Annotated in this window: 21 protein-coding genes; 13 read left to right on the forward strand and 8 right to left on the reverse strand. The window is 69.4% G+C overall.

What is annotated here, in order from left to right; translation table 11 throughout:
* Nucleotides 1-128: 128 nt before the first annotated feature.
* From FMP39_RS05345 to FMP39_RS05355, 3 genes are all read left to right on the forward strand, one after another.
* Nucleotides 129-1,034: a transcriptional regulator gene (locus FMP39_RS05345; RefSeq protein ID WP_228557688.1), complete on the forward strand. Its 906-nt coding sequence runs from the start codon at nt 129-131 to the stop codon at nt 1,032-1,034.
* Nucleotides 1,031-4,099, forward strand: a complete 3,069-nt coding sequence (locus tag FMP39_RS05350; RefSeq protein WP_141588907.1) for a tetratricopeptide repeat protein — start codon at nt 1,031-1,033, stop codon at nt 4,097-4,099. The genes FMP39_RS05345 and FMP39_RS05350 overlap by 4 nt, the downstream gene beginning before the upstream one ends.
* Before the next feature lie 85 nt (nt 4,100-4,184).
* Nucleotides 4,185-4,787, forward strand: a complete 603-nt coding sequence (locus tag FMP39_RS05355) for a hypothetical protein (RefSeq protein ID WP_141588908.1) — start codon at nt 4,185-4,187, stop codon at nt 4,785-4,787.
* A 102-nt stretch (nt 4,788-4,889) separates the two neighbouring features.
* Here the strand turns inward: FMP39_RS05355 and FMP39_RS05360 are convergent, their stop codons facing one another.
* A complete protein-coding gene (locus FMP39_RS05360) occupies nt 4,890-5,606 on the reverse strand; it encodes a class I SAM-dependent methyltransferase (protein WP_194858247.1) in 717 nt (238 codons plus the stop codon).
* Nucleotides 5,607-5,832: 226 nt separating this feature from the next.
* Between FMP39_RS05360 and FMP39_RS05365 the strand changes: the two genes are divergently transcribed.
* Complete coding sequence (locus FMP39_RS05365; protein ID WP_228557689.1) at nt 5,833-6,288, forward strand: hypothetical protein; 456 nt, start codon at nt 5,833-5,835, stop codon at nt 6,286-6,288.
* 45 nt (nt 6,289-6,333) lie between these two features.
* On the opposite strand, the gene FMP39_RS05370 is transcribed toward FMP39_RS05365, so the two are convergent.
* Nucleotides 6,334-7,209, reverse strand: coding sequence for an AraC family transcriptional regulator (locus FMP39_RS05370; RefSeq protein ID WP_194858248.1), 876 nt, complete (start codon nt 7,207-7,209; stop codon nt 6,334-6,336).
* A gap of 57 nt (nt 7,210-7,266) precedes the next feature.
* On the opposite strand from FMP39_RS05370, the gene FMP39_RS05375 reads away from it, so the two are divergent.
* Together FMP39_RS05375 and FMP39_RS37780 are read left to right on the forward strand one after the other, a co-directional pair.
* A complete protein-coding gene (locus tag FMP39_RS05375; RefSeq protein ID WP_141588911.1) occupies nt 7,267-8,256 on the forward strand; it encodes a PD40 domain-containing protein in 990 nt (329 codons plus the stop codon).
* 123 nt (nt 8,257-8,379) lie between these two features.
* Entirely contained in the window at nt 8,380-9,681 is a 1,302-nt protein-coding gene (locus FMP39_RS37780; RefSeq protein WP_228557690.1) for a hypothetical protein, read from the forward strand.
* Between the two features lie 31 nt (nt 9,682-9,712).
* Here FMP39_RS37780 and FMP39_RS05390 read toward each other — a convergent pair whose 3' ends face one another.
* Both FMP39_RS05390 and FMP39_RS05395 read right to left on the reverse strand, forming a co-directional pair.
* Complete coding sequence (locus FMP39_RS05390) at nt 9,713-10,489, reverse strand: hypothetical protein (RefSeq protein WP_228557691.1); 777 nt, start codon at nt 10,487-10,489, stop codon at nt 9,713-9,715.
* Between the two features lie 35 nt (nt 10,490-10,524).
* Nucleotides 10,525-10,866, reverse strand: coding sequence for a DUF2917 domain-containing protein (locus FMP39_RS05395; protein ID WP_228557692.1), 342 nt, complete (start codon nt 10,864-10,866; stop codon nt 10,525-10,527).
* Nucleotides 10,867-11,062: 196 nt separating this feature from the next.
* Here FMP39_RS05395 and FMP39_RS05400 point away from each other — a divergent pair, with 196 nt between their 5' ends.
* A complete protein-coding gene (locus FMP39_RS05400) occupies nt 11,063-12,499 on the forward strand; it encodes a PLP-dependent aminotransferase family protein (protein WP_228557693.1) in 1,437 nt (478 codons plus the stop codon).
* A gap of 8 nt (nt 12,500-12,507) precedes the next feature.
* Here the strand turns inward: FMP39_RS05400 and FMP39_RS05405 are convergent, their stop codons facing one another.
* Nucleotides 12,508-13,224 carry a hypothetical protein gene (locus FMP39_RS05405; RefSeq protein ID WP_141588918.1) on the reverse strand — a complete coding sequence of 239 codons (717 nt, stop codon included), beginning with the start codon at nt 13,222-13,224 and terminating at the stop codon, nt 12,508-12,510.
* Nucleotides 13,225-13,358: 134 nt separating this feature from the next.
* Nucleotides 13,359-15,197, reverse strand: a complete 1,839-nt coding sequence (locus tag FMP39_RS05410) for a metallophosphoesterase (RefSeq protein ID WP_141588919.1) — start codon at nt 15,195-15,197, stop codon at nt 13,359-13,361.
* Nucleotides 15,198-15,382: 185 nt separating this feature from the next.
* Between FMP39_RS05410 and FMP39_RS05415 the strand changes: the two genes are divergently transcribed.
* Both FMP39_RS05415 and FMP39_RS05420 read left to right on the forward strand, forming a co-directional pair.
* Nucleotides 15,383-15,847, forward strand: coding sequence for a thioesterase family protein (locus FMP39_RS05415; protein WP_194858255.1), 465 nt, complete (start codon nt 15,383-15,385; stop codon nt 15,845-15,847).
* A complete protein-coding gene (locus tag FMP39_RS05420) occupies nt 15,844-16,650 on the forward strand; it encodes a bifunctional 2-polyprenyl-6-hydroxyphenol methylase/3-demethylubiquinol 3-O-methyltransferase UbiG (RefSeq protein WP_141588922.1) in 807 nt (268 codons plus the stop codon). Before FMP39_RS05415 ends, FMP39_RS05420 begins: the two co-directional genes overlap by 4 nt.
* 21 nt (nt 16,651-16,671) lie before the next feature.
* Here the strand turns inward: FMP39_RS05420 and FMP39_RS05425 are convergent, their stop codons facing one another.
* Entirely contained in the window at nt 16,672-17,274 is a 603-nt protein-coding gene (locus FMP39_RS05425; protein WP_141588924.1) for a malonic semialdehyde reductase, read from the reverse strand.
* 171 nt (nt 17,275-17,445) lie between these two features.
* On the opposite strand from FMP39_RS05425, the gene FMP39_RS05430 reads away from it, so the two are divergent.
* Nucleotides 17,446-17,799: a helix-turn-helix domain-containing protein gene (locus tag FMP39_RS05430; protein WP_141588926.1), complete on the forward strand. Its 354-nt coding sequence runs from the start codon at nt 17,446-17,448 to the stop codon at nt 17,797-17,799.
* Nucleotides 17,800-17,802: 3 nt separating this feature from the next.
* On the opposite strand, the gene FMP39_RS05435 is transcribed toward FMP39_RS05430, so the two are convergent.
* Nucleotides 17,803-18,942, reverse strand: coding sequence for a hypothetical protein (locus tag FMP39_RS05435; RefSeq protein ID WP_194858256.1), 1,140 nt, complete (start codon nt 18,940-18,942; stop codon nt 17,803-17,805).
* A 200-nt stretch (nt 18,943-19,142) separates the two neighbouring features.
* Here FMP39_RS05435 and FMP39_RS05440 point away from each other — a divergent pair, with 200 nt between their 5' ends.
* The 3 genes from FMP39_RS05440 (at nt 19,143) to FMP39_RS05450 (ending at nt 21,364) form a co-directional block, all read left to right on the forward strand.
* On the forward strand, nt 19,143-19,526 hold the full coding sequence (locus FMP39_RS05440; protein WP_141588930.1) for a DUF962 domain-containing protein: 384 nt from the start codon (nt 19,143-19,145) through the stop codon (nt 19,524-19,526).
* A gap of 110 nt (nt 19,527-19,636) precedes the next feature.
* The gene (locus FMP39_RS05445) at nt 19,637-20,521 is read left to right on the forward strand and encodes a methyltransferase domain-containing protein (protein WP_141588932.1); all 885 of its coding nucleotides are present in this window, start codon (nt 19,637-19,639) and stop codon (nt 20,519-20,521) included.
* A gap of 120 nt (nt 20,522-20,641) precedes the next feature.
* The gene (locus FMP39_RS05450) at nt 20,642-21,364 is read left to right on the forward strand and encodes a YebC/PmpR family DNA-binding transcriptional regulator (protein ID WP_090495668.1); all 723 of its coding nucleotides are present in this window, start codon (nt 20,642-20,644) and stop codon (nt 21,362-21,364) included.
* The last annotated feature ends 64 nt before the right edge of the window (nt 21,365-21,428 follow it).

Raw genomic sequence — 21,428 nt, forward strand, 5'->3', positions numbered from 1 at the left:
TAGCCCGTCGAGTGAGCGCGGCCGCGCGCAAGCGCGCGCCGCTCGAGGGCCAGGAGCCCGTTCGGGCATTCGTGCTAGAGATTCCGGAGAGGGGGATGTGGCCTCATCGCCACGGAAATCACCATCTCATGCGTACGGGCAGCGCTCTTCCGGAGGAGATTCTCGAGGCGGTTCTTCGTTCGATGGGCACCGCCGCCGCGGGCCGCTTGCGCTCCGCGCCGGAGGCGCCGCGTGCGCTCGCCCTGGCCCTGCGTGAGGCGGCCTCCCTTCAGTGTGCGGCGCCCGAGCCCCTGGTGTTCGCGCGGCACCTGGGGGCTCGGCTCTCCGAGGCGGAGGACCCCGTCGTCGCGCTGGAGCGTTTGCACGCAAGGGACCTGGCCCTTGCGCTCGCCTGCGCTCAAGGGACGCCGGGGGCGGCGGACCTCTTCGAAGCGCAGGTCCTGCGCAAGCTGCATGGCTCGCTCGCACGGTTTCATTCCTCGCCCACGTTCGTGGATGAAGTGCTTCAAGCGCTCCGGGGAAATCTGCTGATGCCTCGGCCCGACTCGCCGCCCCGGCTCCTTGGCTATGCGGGCGTGGGGTCGTTGTTGCACTGGGTCAACATCTCCGCGGTGCGCCTCGCGCTCCGGATGCGAAAGGCCCAGGGGCAGGAGGCACGGGTGGACGCGGAGATGCTGGCCGCGGACCCCGCGCAAGGCGGGCTGGAACTGGGGCTGGTTCGCGAGGAGGCCCGCTCGCACGTGCGCGCCGCCTTCGTCCAGGCGGTGGCCTCCCTGGATGACGAGGACCGGGAGTTGCTGCGTCTCCACTTCGTCGAGCAGCTGTCGCTGGCGCGCATGGGGGAACTCTACGGCGTGCACAAGTCCACCCTGTCCCGGCGGCTGTCCGGGGTGAAGGCGCTGCTGGAGACGCGCACGCACGAGGGGCTGACGGAGCGGCTGTCGCTCTCCCAGGAGGAACTGGACAGCATGATGCGGGCCGTTCATGGCCGCCTCGACGTGAGCCTGTCCGGACTCCTGGCGGCGAAGGAATGAGCTGCCCGGACGAGAACGACCTCGCGCGCCACCTGGAAGGCCAGCTCTCCTCCGAGCGTGAGCAACAGGTGCGTGCCCACGTCGCCGGCTGCGCCGAGTGCCGGAGCGTGCTCGCCGCGCTGAGCTCGAATGAGGCGCGGACCTCCTTCGCGGGGGTGGGGCCGCTCGCCACGGGCACGCGGGTGGGGCGCTACGTGGTGCTGGGGCTGCTAGGCGAGGGCGGCATGGGCCGGGTTCATGTCGCGTATGACCCCGAGCTGGACCGCAAGGTGGCGCTGAAGCTGCTCAAGCCGGAGCGTTTCCATGAGGACTCGCTGGCCCTGGCGCGGCAACGCCTGGAGCGCGAGGCCCGCACCATGGCGAGGCTGTCCCACCCGCACATCGCCAGCCTTCATGACGTGGGCGAGTACCAGGGACAGCTCTTCCTGGTGATGGAGTTCCTGGAGGGCGGCACGCTGCGGCGCTGGCTGACGGAGCAACCGCGCCCGCTCCGGGAGGTGCTCGAGCGCTTCCGGCAGGCGGCGGATGGACTCGCCGCGTCGCATGCGCTGGGCATCGTCCACCGGGACTTCAAGCCGGACAATGTCTTGCTGACGAAGGGGGGCCTCGTCCGCATCACCGACTTCGGCCTGGCCAACGCGACCCTGGTGCCTGGAGCGGCGGCTCCCGGCCCGATGTCTCCGGCGTCCCTCACCGTCACGGGGACCTTGCTGGGCACGCTGGCCTACGGCGCGCCCGAACAACTCCGCGGCGAGCACGGTGATGCCCGTTCGGACCAGTTCTCCTTCTGTGTCGCGCTCTACGAGGCGCTCAACGGCCAGCGTCCTTTCGAAGGAAAGACGCGTGAGGCCTTGCTGGAGCAGGTGGCGCGGAAGGCCGTGCGGCCGGAACGCGCCGGTGTCCCCGCGTGGCTGCGGGCCGTCGTCCGGCGCGGGCTCTCCGCCGACCCCGCGGAGCGGTTCTCATCCATGGAGGCGCTGCGTGCGCGGTTGTCCCGGGACCCCGGGGCGCGCAGGCGCACGGTGGCCCTGGTGATGCTGGGCGCGGTCCTGACAGGGCTGGCTGTGTTCGGACTGCTGCTCTCCAGGCAGACGCCTCAAGCGCTGTGTCAGGGCAGTGAGCGGCACTTCGCGGGCGTCTGGGATGCGGAGACGCGGGAGGCCACCCGGCGGGCCTTCCTGGCCACGAGCGCCCCGGACGCGGAAGCGTCCTTCTCCGCGGTGGCGGCGGCGCTGGAGCGCTGGAAGCTGGACTGGACGCGCGCGCACCAGGAGGCCTGCGAGGCCACGCGGGTCTGGGGCGAGCAGCCAGAGCAGGTCCTGGGCCTGCGCATGGCCTGCCTCGACGAGCGGCTGGAGGAGGTGACCCGCGTGGTCGCGGCGCTCCAGGGGGCGGATGCCCGCACCGTGGTGCGCGGCTTCGGGCTGGGGGGCTCGCTGGCGAGCCTGCGGCGCTGCTCGGACGTGAGGACGTTGCTGGAGGCCGTGGCGCCTCCGGAGGACCCGGCCGTGCTGTTGGAGGTGACGGCGGTCCGGGCGGAGCTGGCCCGGGCGAATGCGGGGCTGTTCGCGGGCCATACGCCGGAGGCGCTGAAGGTGGCGCTGGCGGCACGGGAGCGGGCTGTGCGCACGCGCTACCGTCCGCTGGAGGCGGAGGCCCACCTGCTGTGCGCCACGCTCCAGGAAGACGCCAGTGCGTTCGAGGATGCGCGAGCCTCGCTGGTCCAGGCCGGCCTCGCCGCGGAGGCGGGGCGCCATCATGCCGTGCTGGCCCGGGTGCTCTATGCCCAGGCGTGGTTGAGTGGCCATGACCTGGGACGGACACAGGATGCCTGGGCCTATCTGGACCGCGCTCAGGCGGTGGCGGAGCCGCTGCGCGACCCCGAGTTCGACGCGCTGCTGAACTATGTCCGCGCCGAGTTGTTCGAGCAGGAGGGTCGCTTCTCCGAGGCGGAGCCACTGCTGCGCGAGGCGCTGGACCGTGTCACGGCGAAGGGCGTCTCCCATGCCGCTGCCCGCGCGGAGCTCAATGGACGTCTGGGCTTGCTGGCCCGTCATCAGGGCCGGCTCCTGGAGGCGAAGCGCTGGCAGGAAGAGGCGCTGCGGCTTCAGGAGGACTTGCATGGCCCCGACCACCGCGACACCGCCCGGGCCCTGGTGAACCTGGGCGGCACGCTGGCACACGCGGGGGAGCTGGCCCGTGCGGAGGCCGTCCTGCAGCGGGCGCTGGCCAGCCTCCGCCGCACCCTGGGCGAGGAACACCTCGTGGTGGCGCGCACGTTGTCCAACCTGGCCGTCATCTATTTCGAGTGGGGGCGGGGGCCGGAGGCGCTGCGCGCGGCCGAGCAGAGCCTCGCGGTCGCTCGCAAGAGCGTGCCGCCGGAAGGCGCGGACGCGGTGCTGATGGGCATGACGTCGAACCGGACGGGGGTGCTGGGCGAGCTGGGCGAGCGCGAGGCCGAGCTGGAGCAGGCCCGGCGCAGCCTGGCCCACCGGGAGCGCGTGTACGGCGCCACGCATCCGGAGGTCGCGCTGGACCTGCACGAGGTGGGACGGCTGTTGCGGTTGCTGGGGCGCACGCAGGAGGCCCGGGGCTTCCATGCGCGCGGCGTCGCGCTCCAGGAGTCGTTGCTGGCACGCGGTGAGCTGGAGGGGGAGGGGCTGCGCTGGCTCGCGGATGCCCTGCTGTTCTTGGGGCGCGTCGAGGAGGCTCGGGGCCACGCGGAGCGGGCGCTCGCGAGGCTGGAGCGGGACTGGGGGCCGGTGGCGCCGGAGCGCATCAAGGCGCTGGTGCTGCTGGGCGACATTCATCTGGCGGGGCGCGCGCCAGCGGAGGCGGTGGCGCCCTTGAGGACGGCGCTGGCGGAGCTCGCGAGCGAACAGGTGGCGTCCGCGCGGGTTCCCCTGGCGCGGCGGCGGCTCGCCCAGGCCTTGCGTTTGTCCGGGGCGTCTGACGAGGCATGTCGGGAGGCGCGCAGGGCGTGGCTGGAGTGGGAGCCCTGGCGCAAGGCGTACCCCGGTGAAGTCGCCGAGGCTCGCGCCGAAAAGGACCACTGTCCGCGCTAGCCGTCCGATTTCGACGCAACGATGGCTCCCGGGATGTCTCTTTGTGGGGGGCAAATCCCCATGAACCTTTTTCCGGGAAGTTCCGATGAAGAACCTGTCGCGTGTGTTGGCGCTGTCGCTCTCACTCCTCGCTGTGGCGTGTGGTGACTCCAAGGAAGACGACAAAGACGGTGGAGGAGGAGGAGGCGGCGGCGGCAACGCGCTCCAGTGCTCCGCGGTGGGGTGGTGCACGACGTGGAGCGCGGACACCAACGAGGTGACGAACGCACCGCCGCTGACGGGGGGCACCCTCCGGGAGGGCACCTACCGGGTCGAGCAGGGCAATGGCTACGACGCGGCGATGGTCCTCCGTGGCAGCTCCGTCATCCTGCTGGGGGGGAGCTGGAACAACTACCTGGGCACCTGGAAGGTGAACAACGGGAAGCTGGAGCTGACCCGGGCCTCCGCGTGCGACGACTCCAGTGAGGGGCCGCTGGACAACCTCGTCACCGAGGTCCATGCCTTCGCGGTCCGGGGCGACGAACTCTTCACCCAGGACCAGGACGACTCGCGGGGGACCATCCTCCGCTGGAAGCGGGTGAATGACCTGTGTGAGGAGAGCGCCTCGTTCAAGTGCCGGGGTAGCCTCTGCTCCTGCGCCACGACGACGAACAGGCCCATGACGGGGCAGCCGAACTGCGCCGGGTGAGCGCCGGGGCTCATTCTCGAGAGCTCCTCCTCCGTGGCGTGAGTCCGTGGACGCGCGCGGCCGGACTCCTCCGGCTGCGCGCTTCGGGGGCGGCGGTCGCTCTCAGGGCGCGTATCGCGCCAGGAACACCTTGAACTGAAGCGACACGAAGATCGGCTTCGGCGCGACCAGTCCAGCATGGGCGAGCATCGCGAACAGGGCGGCATCGGATTCGATGGGCCGCAGCGTCATGAAGCGCTCGCGCCGGCGCTCCAGTTCCTCCCGTGGGGTGCCATAGGCCCGCCACCGCCGGAGCTCCACGTTCAACAGCTCGGGGTCCATGCCGATGCGGCAGCCCACGACGAGAGGGGCTCCGGGCTTGAGCCGACGGGCGACTTCCCGGAGCAAATCGAGGCGGGCTGCTTCACCCTCCACGTGGTGGAGGACGCCCATCATCTGCGCGCCATCGAAGAGGGGGCCGGACGGGAGCGTGTGGAGCTCGCCATGGTGCAGGTGCGTGCGCGAGAGGAGGCCCTCCGCCTCCAGGCGCTTTTGCGCGACGTCGAGCATGGCGTCGGAGGGGTCCACGCCCGTAAAGCGCCAGCCGGGGACGTCGAAGCGGGTGTAGGGCATCAACTCCGCACCCGTGCCCACTCCCACGAAGAGCAGTGAGGCCGCTTCCTGGCCGTCGAGCTGGGCCGTCAGCGTGCTGACGCCGAGTTCATACAGGGCCTGGGTGCCCGCGAGCGCGACGGACGCCTGGGCGTCGTAGTGAGCGGCGCGGTCCGCGCCAAATCCTGGAACGATGTGGTGGGCGGGGTGGTGGTGGTCGTGAGCCATGGGAGGTCCTCGGAAAGTCGTAGCCGGCTTCGAGAATGCGTTCTGGCTCGGGTGAATGGGAGGGCGGGGATTCAGGTGGGATCGGCGGAAGCACAGGTCCGTCCCACGGCTGCTATCCAAGCGAGTGAGGGCGGCGGCGCGGTTCACTTCGAAAGAGCCTCCCCATGGTGAACGCGAGCCGCGCCAATTCGTAGCGGCTGTTCAGCTCCGGTAGGCTCACCCCCTGATGGGGCACGGATTGAAAGTCGCGTTCTCATGTAGGGGCCAGGGGTGGCTGGAGCTCTCGTTCGAGGTGCAGGGACGGCACGTCTCCTCGACCTTCTCCGATGTGCCGTTCGACTCGCTTCGGCACCTGGCGGAATCGCTTCTCGGCTTCTATGAGAACGGACTCCCGAGCGCGACGCAGTTGAATGGGGAACCGGAAGTAGACGAACTGCGCCTGGAACCTGGTCCTGGGCTTCAGGCGGCCCTGCGGCTCGTGCGCTTGCCGGACCGGACGCGCGTGCAGGACACCGAAGCGGAACGCTTCAGGATGGAAGCTCCGGCGCGAGACATCGTTTTTTCATTCTGGCGCGCGCTCCGCCGGCTCGAAGGGGAGTTCGCGGCGAACGGCGCCACCATCTGGCGCTTCGAGTTCCCGCACCGTGCGGTATCCCGCCTTGGCGATGCCCTGAGGCAGTGACTCAGGTGTTCGATAGCGGAACGCGAGCCGCGCCTGCAACCGCGGTCAGGCGTGTTTGAGCGCACGAGCGCGGTATGCGCGAGGTGAGAGACCAAACGCTCGCGTGAAGCTCGTCGTGAAGTGGGACAGGTCCCCGAAGCCGGCATCCAGGGCGACATCGGTGATGCGCGCACGGCTACCGCGCAGCGCCGTGGCCGCCATGCCCAGTCGCGTGGCGATGACGAACTGGCGGGGTGTCTGCCCCGTCACGGCTCGGAACATGCGCAGGAAGTGAAAGCTCGTGAGCCCCGCGATGTCCGCGAGCGTGTCCAGCGAGCAGTCCTCCATGAACTTTGATTCGAGATACCGCAGGACTCGGGCCACTCTGCGCGCCTGATGGTCGGAGACCTCCACCTGTGTCCCCGTCGGGTCGCTTCCCAGCGTCACCCCTGCGTCCACCACCGCCAGTGCCGCCTCTCGCAGGTCCTCCACCTGGCCACTCTCGAGTGCTTGTCGCGCCAGGAGGACGGCGTTCACCGACATAAGCGACGCCGGAGCGCAGACGCGCGCGAAGGGGCGCGTTCCCCGATTGGAACGCCCCAGCGAGCGGAGGGCATCGTCCAGCAACGCGTCGGAGCACTCGATGACGAGCGAGCGGTCTCCTCCATCATCGACGTGCCGGAACTCATAGGGCGCCGACCGGTTCCCGAGCAGCAGCGCGCCCGGCCCCACCACCGCGGTCCCCTCGGGGCTCCGGACATGGAACACGCCGGACAGCACGACACTGATGCAGACCCGAGCGTGCTCGCCGCTGAAGATGGGGCTGCGGGTGCCTGCTCGACAGACACAGTCACTGATGTCGAAGGCCTCGCCCGCGCTGAGCGCGTGATAGCCGGGGGCCCGCTCGGGAAGCACCGCAACATTCCCAAAGTTTCGCCTCATGGGCCGATGCTATCCCGACCGCCGTGGTGCTGAAGCAATGTCCAGGAGGAGCCGTACATGGCGGGGATGTCGTCGATGCGAGGCGTGCTCTTGATGATGACGCTCTGGGAGCTGGGGTGTGGCGCACACGGTGGACGGCCTGCGGAGGCACTGGAGAATCACCGGGGCACCTGCACGCCCGAGCTCTACGGCGCGGGGCTCTTCACCACCGGGGCCTGGGACTTCTTCATGGCCTTCTCTCCAGACCAGCGACGCGTGCTCTTTGGAAGGGCAGATGACCGTTTCCAACAATATACGCTCTACGAAACGCAGTTGACCGAAGGAGGGCACTGGTCCCGTCCGGTGCTCCCGCGCTTCGCCACCGAATGGAGCAACGCGGACCCACACTTCTCGCCCGATGGGCGCACGGTGTACTTCATCTCCAACCGCCCCGAGCCTGGGGAGCAAGGCCCCCGAAGCTCGTATGACATCTGGGCCGCGTCGCTGGACGCCGACGGAGCATGGGAGGACGCGCGACGCCTTCCGTCCCCCGTCAACGACAAGCACCGCGACGAGTGGTCACCGGCCGTGGCCGCCAATGGCAATCTCTACTTCGGGGGTGAGCGAGACGGCACGCTGGGTGGCAGCGACCTCTGGGTCTCCCGCTGGGTCGACGGCGCCTACCAGCCGCCAGAGAACCTGGGGTCCGGCATCAACTCGTCGGCCCATGAGCTCGAGCCGTGGATTGCTCCTGATGAGAGCTACCTCATCTTCAGTGCACTGCGGCGGGAAGACGGCCTGGGCGGATACGACTTGTTCCTCAGCCGAAAGGTGGATGGCGCATGGACACCTGCACGCCGGCTCTGCGAGGGCATCAACACGCCCGCGAGCGACTACAACCACAGCGTCTCCCCCGACGGAAAGTGGCTCTACTTCAGCAGCACGCGCCCCTTCACGGGCGACGTGGGGGCACGTTTCGATGCGCCACGGGATGACAGCGCCGTTCAGGGCATTGGCCGTGGCACGGGGGACATGTACCGCATCCCCATGAGCGCGCTGGGGTTGTGAATCCGGCAGCGGAGGACATCTCCGTCGCGAGCCGGAGCACGTCCTGGCTGGCTGCGCGCGGCTCGGGGCGTTGAGCCGGTGCTTCCGTTGACCCCTCTTCAGCCTCATGCGAGAGGGTGGCGCATGTCCGACTGGAAGCGCCTACAGAAACTCAACGGCGGCGACGCCATCTGGTACTCGGAGCCTCAGCTCGATGTGAAGGATGAGGTCTGGCTCTACTCGGCGGGAGGTGAGCTGCGAGTCTGGAGCGCGGGGACCCTCTACAAGCCGGAGCCCAAGGCACTGAAGGTGTCCGCGCCCGTGACGGAGCGCTTCACGCTCTTCAAGCTGCTGTCCCAGCTCTTCGTCGACGTGGAGGTGCGCGGAGAGAAGGCCGTGGTCCGCCGAGGCACCCTGAACGGCGCCCACCTCGTCTCCCTCTGCGACGCGTCGGACGTCGAGGCCCTGGTGGCGCGCTACCGGAAGCTGGGCTTCCGCGATGGCACGCCCTGGAACGCGAACCGGAAGCGCATCACGGTGCGGGAGTATCGCAAGGGTGCCTCGACCCAATGGGTCATCTGGGTCGATGGGAATCGGACCGTCGAGAACTCCCGCAAGGAGACGGCCGCCGGCAGCCGCGAGGCCGCCATCCAGCGGGCGGAGCAGCGCATCCGTGCCCAGGAGAAGGCTGGCTTCGTCCTGCGCAACGTGGAGCTCCGGGACGCTGCCCATTCCAACCCCGAGCCCGCGGCTCCGAAGGGCGCGCCGAAGAAGCCCGCCGCTCCCAAGGCGCCCACCTTCTCCAAGCCGCAGGACGCGTTCGCGGCGGTCGACACCGCCATCGCCATGCTCAAGGACCTCCACGCGCGCTACCCCAAGGCGCACTTCGTCGCGGAGCACCTCGACGTGAAGAAGGAGCCCAAGCGCATGGGCTCGCTCGACCAGAATCTGTCCTTCTTCAAGCGTGTCTACAAGCACCGCATCGGACGTTGGAATGGCGTGAAGGCGCTCAAGCCGAGGAAGACAGAGTCGAGCTGGGATTACTTCCTGCGCGTGTACGGCTCCATCACCTGGATTGTGGACAACGCGGTCGACAATGGACTGCCCACGTTCCCGTGCGGAAACGTTTCGGGCGGGGGCTGGAGCTGCCTGGAGATCGCCGACGACGTCTATGACCTCGACGGCCTCGTCGCAGCGACTGGAAACGCGGAGTTGGAGCGCCTCTCCGTGTTCCACGGCGGCTGGCACACCGGCAGGTCCTTCGCCTTTGACCTGCGCACGAAGTCCCCAACGCGCGAACACGCCGTGGTCGGCTTCGATGAAAGCATCCAGAAGCTGCCCAGGATGACGAAGCCCGAGCGCATCCAGCCCTTCGGGTTCTGGCTCCACAAGCGCGTGACGCAGTTGACGCGCATCGTGGAGGGCAACCTGCGCGAAGTGCTCTGAGTGGGCCGGCGAGGAGGGGCCGGCCCGGGGCTCACCCCTCCTTCACCCAGGCGCGGAGCTTCGGGCATGGAATGGTCGTGGCGAGCGACTCTTCCATGCTGCGCTCATAAATCGAGATGGCGCCTGGCACGTCGTGGCCCGCGATGTCTCCGACCGTCTGCACGGCCGTGCCGATGCGTGGGTCGACGCGCGCGCCGTGCTCGGCGAGGAAGCGTTTGATGGTGGCGCGCCACTCCACGCCTGCCTGAGGCTGCTGGGTGACTTTCAACGCGGAGAGGGCCTTGCAGAAGTCGCCGTAGAATTCACGCAACCGGGTGGCTGCCGCCGTCCGTTCCGCCTCCGTGGTCCGGAACCGCGCCCACAGTTCCACCTGCACCCGCTCGTCATGGTTCCCTGGAAAGGTTGGGAAGGACCAGGTCTTCACCCGCTCTTCCACGCAGCCTGGGTCGAGGAACAGCGACCGCACGCCCCATGCCTCCGTCTGCCTTTCTTCTTTCTGGACCTTGCCGTCTGGCGCCAGGGTGAATCGCACCCGGATGCGATCATCCGTGTCGGGTCCGGCCTTCCAGGGAACGAACTCAATCGAATGCGGGGCCTTGTCCTTCCCGCGCTGGATGGAGACCAGACGCATGCAGGACGCGAGCGTCTGGCGTTGGCTGTCGAAGGCGCGTCGCACGGCATCCGGTGACAGGCCCGGCGAGGTCTCCACCCGTTCCGCCGGGGAGACCTCCGCGGCCTGCGCGGTGAGGAGCGAAGACACGAGCGTGAGGACCGAGGCGAGGCGGCGACAGTCAGGGAAGCTGGGCATGGCGCGGACGATAGCAAGGCAGGGCATGGCGCCGACTATCGGACAGGCGCCTCATGCTTCCTCGCTGGAGGCGTGCACGGCGTATGGACCGGCGTGCGCTGCATCAGGCAGAAGCGCGAGGGCTTCAGCGCCTGCACCACCACGTGCCCGGAGCGCTCCAGGCGCAGCGTGTCGCCGGGGTGCAGCACGTAGTCCTTCGCATCGCCCTCGCAGGTGAGCCACAGCATGCCTTCACGACACGTCAGCGTCAGGGGATGTCCGCTCCGGGGGCGCTCGCTCCACAAGGCGCCCTGGGCCAGGTGAACCGGGCCCACGCTCCGCGCTGGCGCTGCGTCGAACCGCAGCTCGCTCACCACCGTCCTCATCCAGTCCCACATCACCGCGTCCTCCAGGGCGCCAACATGCGCCCCCGGGCGGTTGCGGAACAGATTCCGTCAGATGAGGTTGTGACCAGTACAGTTCTGTTCCAGAGAACTGTGCCGGTCGCCGTCGACGGGAGCTGTATCTGGGCAACGGGCCCGTTCTCGTCTCCGATACCGGCCGTGGTGGATGCGGCTCACCTTGGGAGGAGCCATGGGCGCGGTGGCACACAAAGCAAAGCTCTACGAGCAGGTGGCCGAGCGGCTCGCGGATGCCATCTCCGCGGGCACCTTGCAGCCTGGAGACAGGCTGCCGTCCGTGCGGCAGCTCAGCCTGCGCGAGCGGGTGAGCATTTCCACGGTCCTCCAGGCCTACCTGCACCTGGAGTCCCTGGGGCTCATCGAGACGCGCCCCCAGTCCGGCCACTACGTGCGCCGCCGTGAGCGGCCCCGGCTGGCGGAGCCTCAGGTATCCCGGCCCGCGTCCAGCGCCACCGCTGTCACCGTCAGCGGGCTCGTCGCGAGCGTCTACCGGTCCATGGGGGATGCCCGCATGGTCAAGCTGGGCGCCGCCTCGCCCGCGCCGGAGCTGCTGCCCGTCCGCAGGCTGTACCGTGAGCTGAACGCGCTCAGCCGCGAATCGCGCGACCGGAGCATCCAGTACGACGCGCTGCCCGGGTGTCCGGAGCTGCGCCAGCAGCTCGCGCGCCGCTCCATGGACTGGGGCTGCTCGCTGGCCGCGGACGACTTCATCACCACCTTCGGCGCGTCCGAGGCCATCCACCTGTGCCTGCTCGCGGTGGCCCGCCCGGGAGACACCATCGCCATCGAGTCCCCCGCGTACTACGGAACGCTGCAGTCCATCGAAGCGCTGGGCCTGCGCGCGCTGGAGATTCCCTGCTGCCCACGCAACGGCATGCAGATGGAGGCGCTGGAGGCGGCGCTGACGCGGCGGCGCATCGCCGCGGTGCTGGCGGTGCCCAGCTTCAGCAACCCGGTGGGCAGTTGCATGCCCGACGTGCGGCGCCAGCGACTGGTGAACCTGCTGGATGCTCACGATGTGCCGCTCATCGAGGACGACATCTACGGCGACCTGCACTTCGGCGCCGAGCGTCCGCGCGCATGCAAGGCATTCGACACGCGCGGCAACGTGCTGCTGTGCAGCTCGTTCTCGAAGACGCTCGCGCCGGGCTTCCGCGTGGGCTACGTGGCGCCGGGCCGCTTCCGGGAGCGGGTGGAGTTGCTCAAGTTCTCCACCTCCGTGACGACCGCCACGGTGCCCCAGTATGCGATTGCGCGCTTCCTTCAGAATGGAGGCTATGACAGGCACCTGCGCTCTTTGCGCCGCCGGCTCGCCGCGCAGGTGGAGCGCATGGCCGAGGCCGTGGCGGAGTTCTTCCCCGAAGGCACGCGCGTGACGCGGCCCTCGGGCGGCGCGCTGCTCTGGGTGGAGCTGCCGCGGCAGGTGGACTCGCTGGCGTTGAGTGCGAAGGCCCTGGAGGCGGGCATCAGCATCGCCCCGGGGCCCATCTTCTCCGCGCGGATGGATTCATATCGCCACTGCTTCCGGCTGAACTGTGGCCACCCGTGGACGCCGCGCATCGAGGCGGCCATCTCCACGCTGGGGGCGCTGGCGCGCAGCCTGACCTGACGTCGGGCTCAGCGCGCGAACAGCAGCCCCGCGCCTTCTCGGGCTGCCCGGTCCACGGCGCGGGAGATGGCCTCAATCGCCGGCGCGGGGGCTGCTGCCCGGCCGGTCCGTGTCAGCTTCAGGCGGAGCGACGTCATGAAGCGGGCCCAGTTGCTCAGGGGCATGTAGTCAGGGGCCCCGCTCAGGTGCTGGCGCAGGTCGTCTCGCACGTGCCGGACCTCCGCGGCCGTCCAGTAGCCCATGGAGGGGAAGTTGCGTCGCAGGCCAATGCCCTCCGCCACGGTCCGGTCCGGCGCCCGGCCCCAGACGAGGTGGCGCCACAGCTCGAATGTCCGCTCGGGACAGTTCTCTCCGATGACGACGTCCGAGGCGCGGACCTGCTTGTCGGTGGGCTTGAGGTCCGTCGCCAGCTCCATGCCCTCTGGAATGCCCAGTTCCTCGCAGGTGAAGTAGTCGGACAGCTCATCGAGCAGGTCCAGCATGGCGTCCGCGTGGCGGGTGGGGGGCTTGCGCAGGGACTCGGCGCCCTGCTGGAGCAGGTGGTCCACGAGGCCGAGGATGGCCATCAGCTCCTCATCCGACTCAATGTCGGCCAGGTCCTCCGCGTTCAGGTGCTCCGTGTTCTCCCGCCAGAGCCAGTCGCGGAAGGCCGCGAGCCGCGCCGGCGTCAGCAGGGGGACGAGTCCGTCGGGCGGGGTCAGGTAGATGAAGACAGGGGTGCTCATGCGCCCTGTCTACTCCGATGAGCCACCTCGTTACATCGGAGCACAGCGCAATCTGTTCTCGGAGAGGGGCCATGGGGGCCTGCTTTGCTTCCATCCGTCCTGTTGGGACGGCGGGTGGCCGGTGATGGCACGTCTCACACACGGATGGGGGGTTCGATGAGTACGGGCTCGGTGGCCTTCGGGTCATCCGGGTCGAACGCGGGCGCGTAGGGACCGGCGTGGGTCTCCTTCCACTTGCGGGGCACGCGCTCGATGCCCACCGGGAAGACGGTGAGCCGTCCGTCTTCACCGATGCGCATGCGGAGGAAGTTCTTCCAGTCCGGAAGCGCCAGCGAGATGAAGGCCTCGTTGGAGTGCGCACCGAAGCGATTCACGCTCAGCCACAAGTACAGGCCCATGACGAAGGGGCCCACCAGGAAGCCGCCTAGGAAGGTGAAGCCCGAGGACAGCAGGAACTTGCCCGCCAGGTGCCACCAGCCCGCCTCGCAGTGGATGCCATCCGCGGCGAGCTCGGGGCACACGCCCAGGCCGCTCACCGTGAAGTAGGTGGCGCCCCAGGCCACGAAGAAGGCCGCGGCGATGTGTCCAAGCCCGTGGAGCGTGCCCGCCAGCGTGCGCCACTTGCCGAAGGCCGAGTCCGCAAGTCCGATGAGCCCGCCGATGGTGGCCATGCCCAGCACCAGCGTCCACGGCCGGGCCACCATGCTGTTGGCCACCGCCAGGATGACGTCTGAAAGCTGCGATATTCCGAACGCGCCCACCTCCGCGTAGGCCGCCAGCGCCAGCAGCAGGTACAGCATGCCGGTCATCAACCCGAACAGCGGACTGTGGCGGATGAGGAGCAGGTTCTGCCGCGCCAGCTTCCGGGACGTCCGTTCGTCCGGGAAGCTCTTCTGCAATGTGTAGCCGTCCCGCAGGACGTGGGCGGAGGGCGCGTGCGTGGGGTGGAGGAAAGCCCCGCCACCGCCCGCGGTGATTTTCTGCCGCCCGCCGGCGTCCTCGTGCCGCCGGTAGTGGTGCAGGTCCCCTGCGAGGAAGACGTTGATGCGCCGGCCGAACACCTTCTCCTGGAGGTACTCCAGGTTGTTCTCCAGGTAGCTGCCCTTGCGCCGCTCGGTGGCGGCCAGAATCCACGCGGGCTCCGCGTTGCAGAGGATGATGCGGTCGTCGGGGCCCATGTGGCTGGCCACTTCGCGGAAGTACTCCACCTGCGGCACGTCGATGTCGCTGTTGAGCTGCACGTCCGTGCCGATGAGCCACCAGCGCTGGGGCAGCTTCAGCGCGAAGTAGCTGCGGCTCTGCCGCGTGCGCCGTCCTGCAATCCACCGGTTCGCGCAGAACAGCCGCAGGAAGGCGCCGAGCCCGTCGTACCAGTCATGGTTGCCCGGAATGACGAACAGGTCCGGGCTGGGCGCATGCGAGCGCCGCATGGCCGCCTCATAGGGCTGGACGAGCCGCTCGTCGTACACCTCTCGGCTGGCGCCGGGGTACACGCCGTCACCGCCATGGACGAGCAGCCGTCCTCGCTGTGTGGCGTGAGGGTCCGCATGGGGCTGGCCCTGTACGGACAGCGTCAGCTCTGGCAGCGCCAGCAGCCGAGCCACCGCGTAGGTGGAGTTCCAGCCGTCGCCGGTGTCCGACACATAGTCCAGCCAGAAGCCGCCCTCCGGCATCGGCTCCTGCGAGTAGTCGAAGTAGGGCACCTGCGGCCGCACCACCGCTTCGATGAGCCGTTGGTCCGCGCGCGCGCCGAAGACGGCCGCCACCACCGCGTCCAGGCCCGTGCGCAGCAACTGCGCGGGATGAAGCCAGCGCACCATGTCCGCCCGCTTCCGGGGATGCGCCGCCATGCTCTGGTCCGACACCGGCAGGCCCTCGCGCGGGGACAACGCGTAGGGATGCAGGTCCTCGGCGGGGATGTCCTCTCGTCGTGGCGGCTTCAGTGGCTCCAGCGGCTCGCGCTCAGCGGCCATGAGCGGGTTGCTCCAGGAAGAGGCCGGAAAGGACGGTGAAGCCGAGCCCGGGGGCCGCGGGCGAGGACGTGTGGAATCGTGAACGCATGGCTGTCCTGGATTACCACGGCCCTGGCCCTCGTCTGGAGGCCAGGCAGGCGCGGTTCACGGTTCCCTGGGGCCGCCGGGTGGGGCACCCTGGGGACATGCCGGATTCGCCGCTCAAGGATTTCCCGGTGGTCGTCTCCTTCCCTCTCCACTGGGGGGAGATGGACGCCTTCGGCCACGCCAACAACACGCGCACGTTCACCTGGTTCGAGACCGCCCGCATCCACTACTTCGCGCGCATCGGCCTGACGGGGCCGTCCGGCGCGGGGGACGAGCGGACGAACCGCGACGGCGTGGGGCCCATCCTGAAGGCCACCAACGCGGAGTACCTGCGTCCCATCCTCTTCCCTGCGCGCCTGGTGGCCGGTTGCCGCGCCACCCGCATCGGCACGTCGTCCATCACCCTGGAGCACGCGGTGGCCGGAGAGGACGACGGCGTCCTCTACACCCGGGGGAGCTGCGTCATCGTCACCCTGCGCTACGCCACCCACGAGAAGGTCCCCGTGCCGGCGGAGCTCCGCGCGGCGATTGAGGCGCTCGAGGGGCGCTCCTTCAGCTCGTGAGTGAACGGCGGTTTCTGGGCATCGCGCCGTCCACGAGCGACCTGGCGCTGGGGTTCTACGAGGGCATGGCGGAGGAGTACCACCTGCTCTTCGCCAACTGGCCGCAGGTGGTGGAGCGGCAGGGCGCCATGCTGGACGCGCTGCTGCGTCGCTGCGAGGCGCCGCCGCCCCGGCGGGTGCTGGACTGCGCGTGTGGCATCGGCACCCAGGCGCTGGGACTGGCGGGCCGTGGCTACACCGTCCACGCCACCGACTTGAGCCCGGCCGCCGTGGCGCGTGCCGAGCGCGAGGCTCGCGCGATGAACGTGCACCTCACCACGGGCGTGGCGGACATGCGCACGCTGGACGCGCAGGTGGAGGGCACCTTCCCGGTGGTGCTGGCGCTGGACAACGCGGTGACGCACCTGCTGACGGACGAGGACCTGGACGCGGCGGCGCGCGCCATGGCGTCGAAGCTGGCTCCCGGTGGGCTGGTGGTGCTGAGCGTGCGCGACGCCGACGCGCTGGTGCAGAGCCAGCCCCGCTTCACCTCGGAGCGGCTGCTGGAAGCGCCCGAGGGCCGCCGCATCCTCTTCCAAGTCTGGGACTGGGCCGCGGACGGACGGACATACACGGTGCACCAGTTCATCCTCCGCCCCGAAGGCAAGGGCTGGCACACCACCGAGCACACGGGCGTGTACCGCGCGCTTCAGCGCGTGGAGCTGGAGCGGGCGCTCACGCGCGCGGGGCTGATGGACACGCGCTGGCACACGCCGGAGGAGACGGGCTTCCATCAGCCCATCCTCACGGCGCGGCGGGCCTGAGTTTCGCGGGAGGGTGGGCCGCTACTCGATGCGGCACGCCTCGCTGAAGTCCAGGCGCGGGTTGCGCGGGAAGAGCTTCTCCGCGTCGCCGTAGCCGAGGTTGATGAGGAAGTTGGACTTCCACTTCCCCTCCGGGAAGAACGCCGCGTCCAACTTCGCGTTGTCGAAGCCCGCCATGGGGCCGCAGTCCAGGCCCAGCGCCCGCGCGGCGAGGATGAAGTAGCCCCCCTGCAGCGAGCTGTTCATGTGGGCCGTCTTCTCGCGGGACTCCGCGGGCATGGCGAGGAAGCCCGTCTTCATGTCGCGTGCGGGGAAGAGCTGGGGCATCTTCTCGTAGAACTCGGTGTCGTACGCGATGATGGCCGTCACCGGCGCGTTCATCGTCTTGTCCACGTTGCCCGGGGACAGGGTGGGCTTGAGCCGCTCCTTCGCCTCACGGCTCTTCACGAAGATGATGCGCACCGGCTGCGAGTTGGCCGCTGTGGGCGCCATCCGGGTGAGCGCGTAGAGCTGCTGGAGGACGTCGTCCGCCACCGGCTTGTCGAGCCACGCGTTGTGGGTGCGGGCGTCGAGAAAGAGCTGGTTGAGGGCGTTGGCGTCGAGGCCAGCCTGCTGCGTTGCCATGGGCGAGTCCCTTCCTGGAGTGATTCGGCGCGTGACCTTCATGGGCCGCCGCCACGGTTCTTCAGGTAATGGGTTCGCTTTTAATCTGCAAGCGACTTCCAAAAAGTAAGTAGCTTGGGACTTCCGTGCCGGTGGCGGGGCGGCTCGCTATATTCGGGGGAGGAGGCGCCAATGGAGCATCCGCTGACACGGTGTGCGCGGTTCGAGAAGGCCAGCGAGCTGATGGGGAAGCGCTGGACGGGCCTCATCCTGCGCATCCTGCTCGCGGGGCCCCGCCGCTTCGGCGAGCTGACGGACGAGATTGGCAGCATCAGCGAGCGCGTCCTGTCGGAGCGGCTCAAGGAACTGGAGGCGGAGGGCGTGGTGTCGCGTCACGTGGACGCGGGGCCTCCCATCCGTGTGGCGTACCAGCTCACGGAGAAGGGACAGGCGCTGTGGAAGGTCGTGGATGAGCTGGGGCGGTGGGCGGAGCGCTGGGTGGACGTGAAGCCCGCCTCGCCCGCTCGCAAGCGCAAGTCCGCGTGAGGTTCAGGCGCCGCCGCGCTTCGCGTCCGCTGGGGCGTTGGGGTGGCGGGCCAGCAGCATGCGCAGCTGGGGCTGACGCCGCACCGCTTCCTGCTTCAGCAAGTGCGCGATGAGGGCCGGCGGGGCCGCGCTCCAGCGGGCGATGTTCTGGATGAGCATGGGCGAGCGATAGGTGCGTCCGCACAGCAGCGACGCCGTCTTCCCATCCACCGGCAGGCCGATGAGCGCCGCCAGGGCGCGGCCTTCCGTGTTGAGGATGAGCTCCACTTTCTCCTCCGCGGGGCCGCTGGCGAAGCGCTGGCGGAGCACCTCGCGCGCCGCGCGCCGCGTGGACTCCGGCACGTCGCGGTCATTGCCCACCTTGTGCAGCTCCATGAGCCGGCGTGCGCTCCACAGCCGACGGAAGAGGCTGGCGGGGAGCTGCGGGTTGCGCACGAGCCAGCGCCGCACCCCGGTGTCCGCCGCGAAAGCCGCCCGGGCGCACAGTGCCTCCAGGCCGACGGGGTTGCGGTGGTAGCGCGCCACGAGCCGCGCATGGGGCAGGCCCGTGCGCGCGTTCTCCAGCACGGCCTTGATGACGGCGGGCACCGGGTCGAAGCACAGCGCGGAGAGGATGGGGTCCTCCGCCGCGTGGGCATGGGCGATGCGCTGGTCCTCGGGGAGCGGGTGCAGCCGCAGTTCGAAGAGCTGGCGGTAGTTGCCCAGGGCGGCTTCGGGCTCGTCTTCGGAGGTCGGCTCGGCGTCCGGCGCGGTGTCGGGGGCGGGCGCGGCCTCCAGCGGCGTCAGGTCGAGCACGGGGAGGTCTGCTTCGGGCGCGGCGTCCAGCGGCGTCAGGTCGAGCACGGGGAGGTCTGCTTCGGGCTCGGGGTCCGCGGGGGGCGTCCGTCGCTGGGGCTCGAAGGCCACAGGCGGAGCGGCGACAGGTGCCGCCGGGCTCGCGGTGGGCGTGGGCAGCAGCGCGCCCTGGGTGACGAGCCGGGAGAGGATGCTCCGCAGCCGCTCGGGGGGCAGGCCCGTCAGCGCGGGCAGGTTCCGGGCCGGGGTGGCGCCGTCCAGGCGGGAGAGCACGAAGCCCTCTTCTGGGCTGAGGGCCAGCGTCCGCAGGTCGACCGCCGGGTTCGGCTTGGGCATCCACTCCGTCATGGCTCCAGAGTCTTTCATGACCTGGAGGCGTCCTGCAGGCCCGGACCAAGGAGGGCGGCACCGGACTGGAAAACATGAACGATGCTGGATGGCCTGCCCGGCTGGTGGGCGTGCGGGGAGTACCCTTGCCTGTCCACGCCTACACGCTCTGCGTCGAGTCGGGTTGACGGGAGGGCGCCCGGGGGCCCTAACTTCCCACCATGTCCGACCGCATCGAGACCTATGCCGAGTTCTGGCCGTTCTACCTGCGGGAGCACGCGCTGCCGTCCACGCGCTGGCTTCACTTCACGGGCACTTCCCTGGGGCTGGGGCTGGGCGTGACGGCCGTCGCGACGGGCCGCGCCGCGCTGGTGCCGGCCGCGCTCGTCGCCGCCTACGGCTTCGCGTGGTTCAGCCACTTCGTCATCGAGCGGAACAAGCCGGCGTCGTTCAAGTACCCGCTCTGGTCGTTCATCTCCGACTTCCGCATGGCGGGGCTGATGGCCATTGGACGGCTGGCCCCGCACCTGGAGCGTGCCCGGGCGAGCGGCGAGGGCTCGGGTGAAGTGGCCCGCGCGGTGCCCGCGACGCAGCAGGTCCGCTAGCGAGCAGGCTCGCTGGCACGGAGGGAAGGCGGGCTTCAGGCCGCATTGACGCATCCAGGGCCCTCTCCCAGAATCCCCACTCGTTTCGGGCGTCCGCCCGGGGGATCTCCGTGAACCTGCTGACCCGCGTGAAGAAGAGTGTCCGGCACCGCGCCGCCTACAAGGCGTCGGAGCCGTTGTCGAAGCTGCTCAGCCTGACGGGCTTCGGCCGTTACGGCCCGGGTCCTCAGCTCAAGCAGCCCGAGCCCCTGCGCCAGGCCGGCATCCCCGTCGAGACCTACCGCTTCGATGTGGCGGAGCTGGAGCGCTTCTGGGACGGACTCCAGGCGCAGAACGCCGTGATTCGGCACTTCTGCGGCTTCCAACCGTATTGGGAGAAGCGGCCGCAGTACTACTTCACCTGGAAGCAGATTGAACCGCTGGTGGCGCGCGAGGACGCCGTCTACGTGGACATCGCCTCCACCCCGAGCAGCCCGTACCTGGACGTGGTCCGGATGTTGGGGCGGACGCGGAACATCTACGCGCAGGACCTGGTCTTCCCGCCGGGCATCCACGGCCACCAGATTGGCGGCTCCGCGGCGGAGCTTCCGCTCGAGGACGGCTCCGTGGACGCGATGACGCTGCACTGCTCCTTCGAGCACTTCGAGGGGACCGCGGACACGGGCTTCATCCGGGAGGCGGGGCGCGTGCTCCGGCCCGGCGGCAAGGTCTGCATCGTCCCGCTGTACCTGGGCGAGTACGCCTTCACCATGTGTGACCCCGCATGGGGATACGACATCCGCAGGGACGCGGAGGCCATCATCCACCTCTTCCCTCGCTGGGGAGAGCGGCACGGCCGCTTCTACGACGCCGTCACCCTGAAGGAGCGCGTCCTGGCGCCCGCGCAGGCGGCGGGACTTCAGTCTCGCGTCTTCCACTTCGAGAACATCATGGACCTGCACCCGACCTGCTACACGCACTTCGGGCTCGTCCTGGAGAAGCCCGCGAAGGTGTGACGCGCGGGGCATTGGGGGGGACAGGCCGGCGACCGTGCGGCCTGTCCTGGTCAACATCCGCGCTCCGGGGGGCGACAGGGAGTAGCCACGCGGAATGCGGCCGACCTATACATCCCTCCCATGGGACGCATTTTCGAGACACGCAAGGCCACGATGATGGCCCGCTGGAACAAGATGGCGAAGGTGTTCACGCGGATCAGCAAGGACATCGCCATCGCGGTGAAGGCGGGTGGGCCCAATCCCGATTCAAACTCCACGCTGCGCCGGGTGCTCCAGAACGCCCGCGCCGCGAACATGCCGAAGGACAAGGTCGACGCGGCCATCAAGCGCGCGAGCGGCCAGTCGGCGACCGACTACGAAATCGTTCTCTACGAAGGCTACGCGCCCCATGGCATCGCGCTGCTGGTGGAGACGGCGACGGACAACGTCGTGCGCACCGTGGCCAACGTGCGCATGCACTTCAACAAGCACAGCGGGAACCTGGGCACCACGGGCAGCGTGGCCTTCATGTTCCAGCGCATGGGCGTGTTCCGGTTGAACCCGGAGGGGTTGGACCTGGACTCGCTGGAGCTGGAGCTCATCGACCACGGCCTCCAGGAGATGGGTGAGGGCGTGGGAGAGAAGGGCGAGAAGCAGATCATCATCCGCTCCGCCTTCGCCGACTTCGGCCAGCTTCAGGCCGCCATCGAGGCCAAGGGCCTGGTGCCCGTCTCGGCGGACTCCGAATACGTGGCGCTGAACCCCATCGAGCTGCCCGAGGACAAGGCCACCGAGGTGCTGGAGCTCGTGGACGCGCTGGAGCAGGACGACGACGTCCAGCGCGTGTTCCACAACCTGGCGTGAGGCAGGAGGCCGGGCCGGCCCTCGAATCAGGGCCGGTCAAACCGGGCTCTCAGGCGGGCGTCAG

The organism is Myxococcus sp. AB056 (assembly GCF_006547365.1).
Lineage (GTDB): Bacteria > Myxococcota > Myxococcia > Myxococcales > Myxococcaceae > Myxococcus > Myxococcus virescens.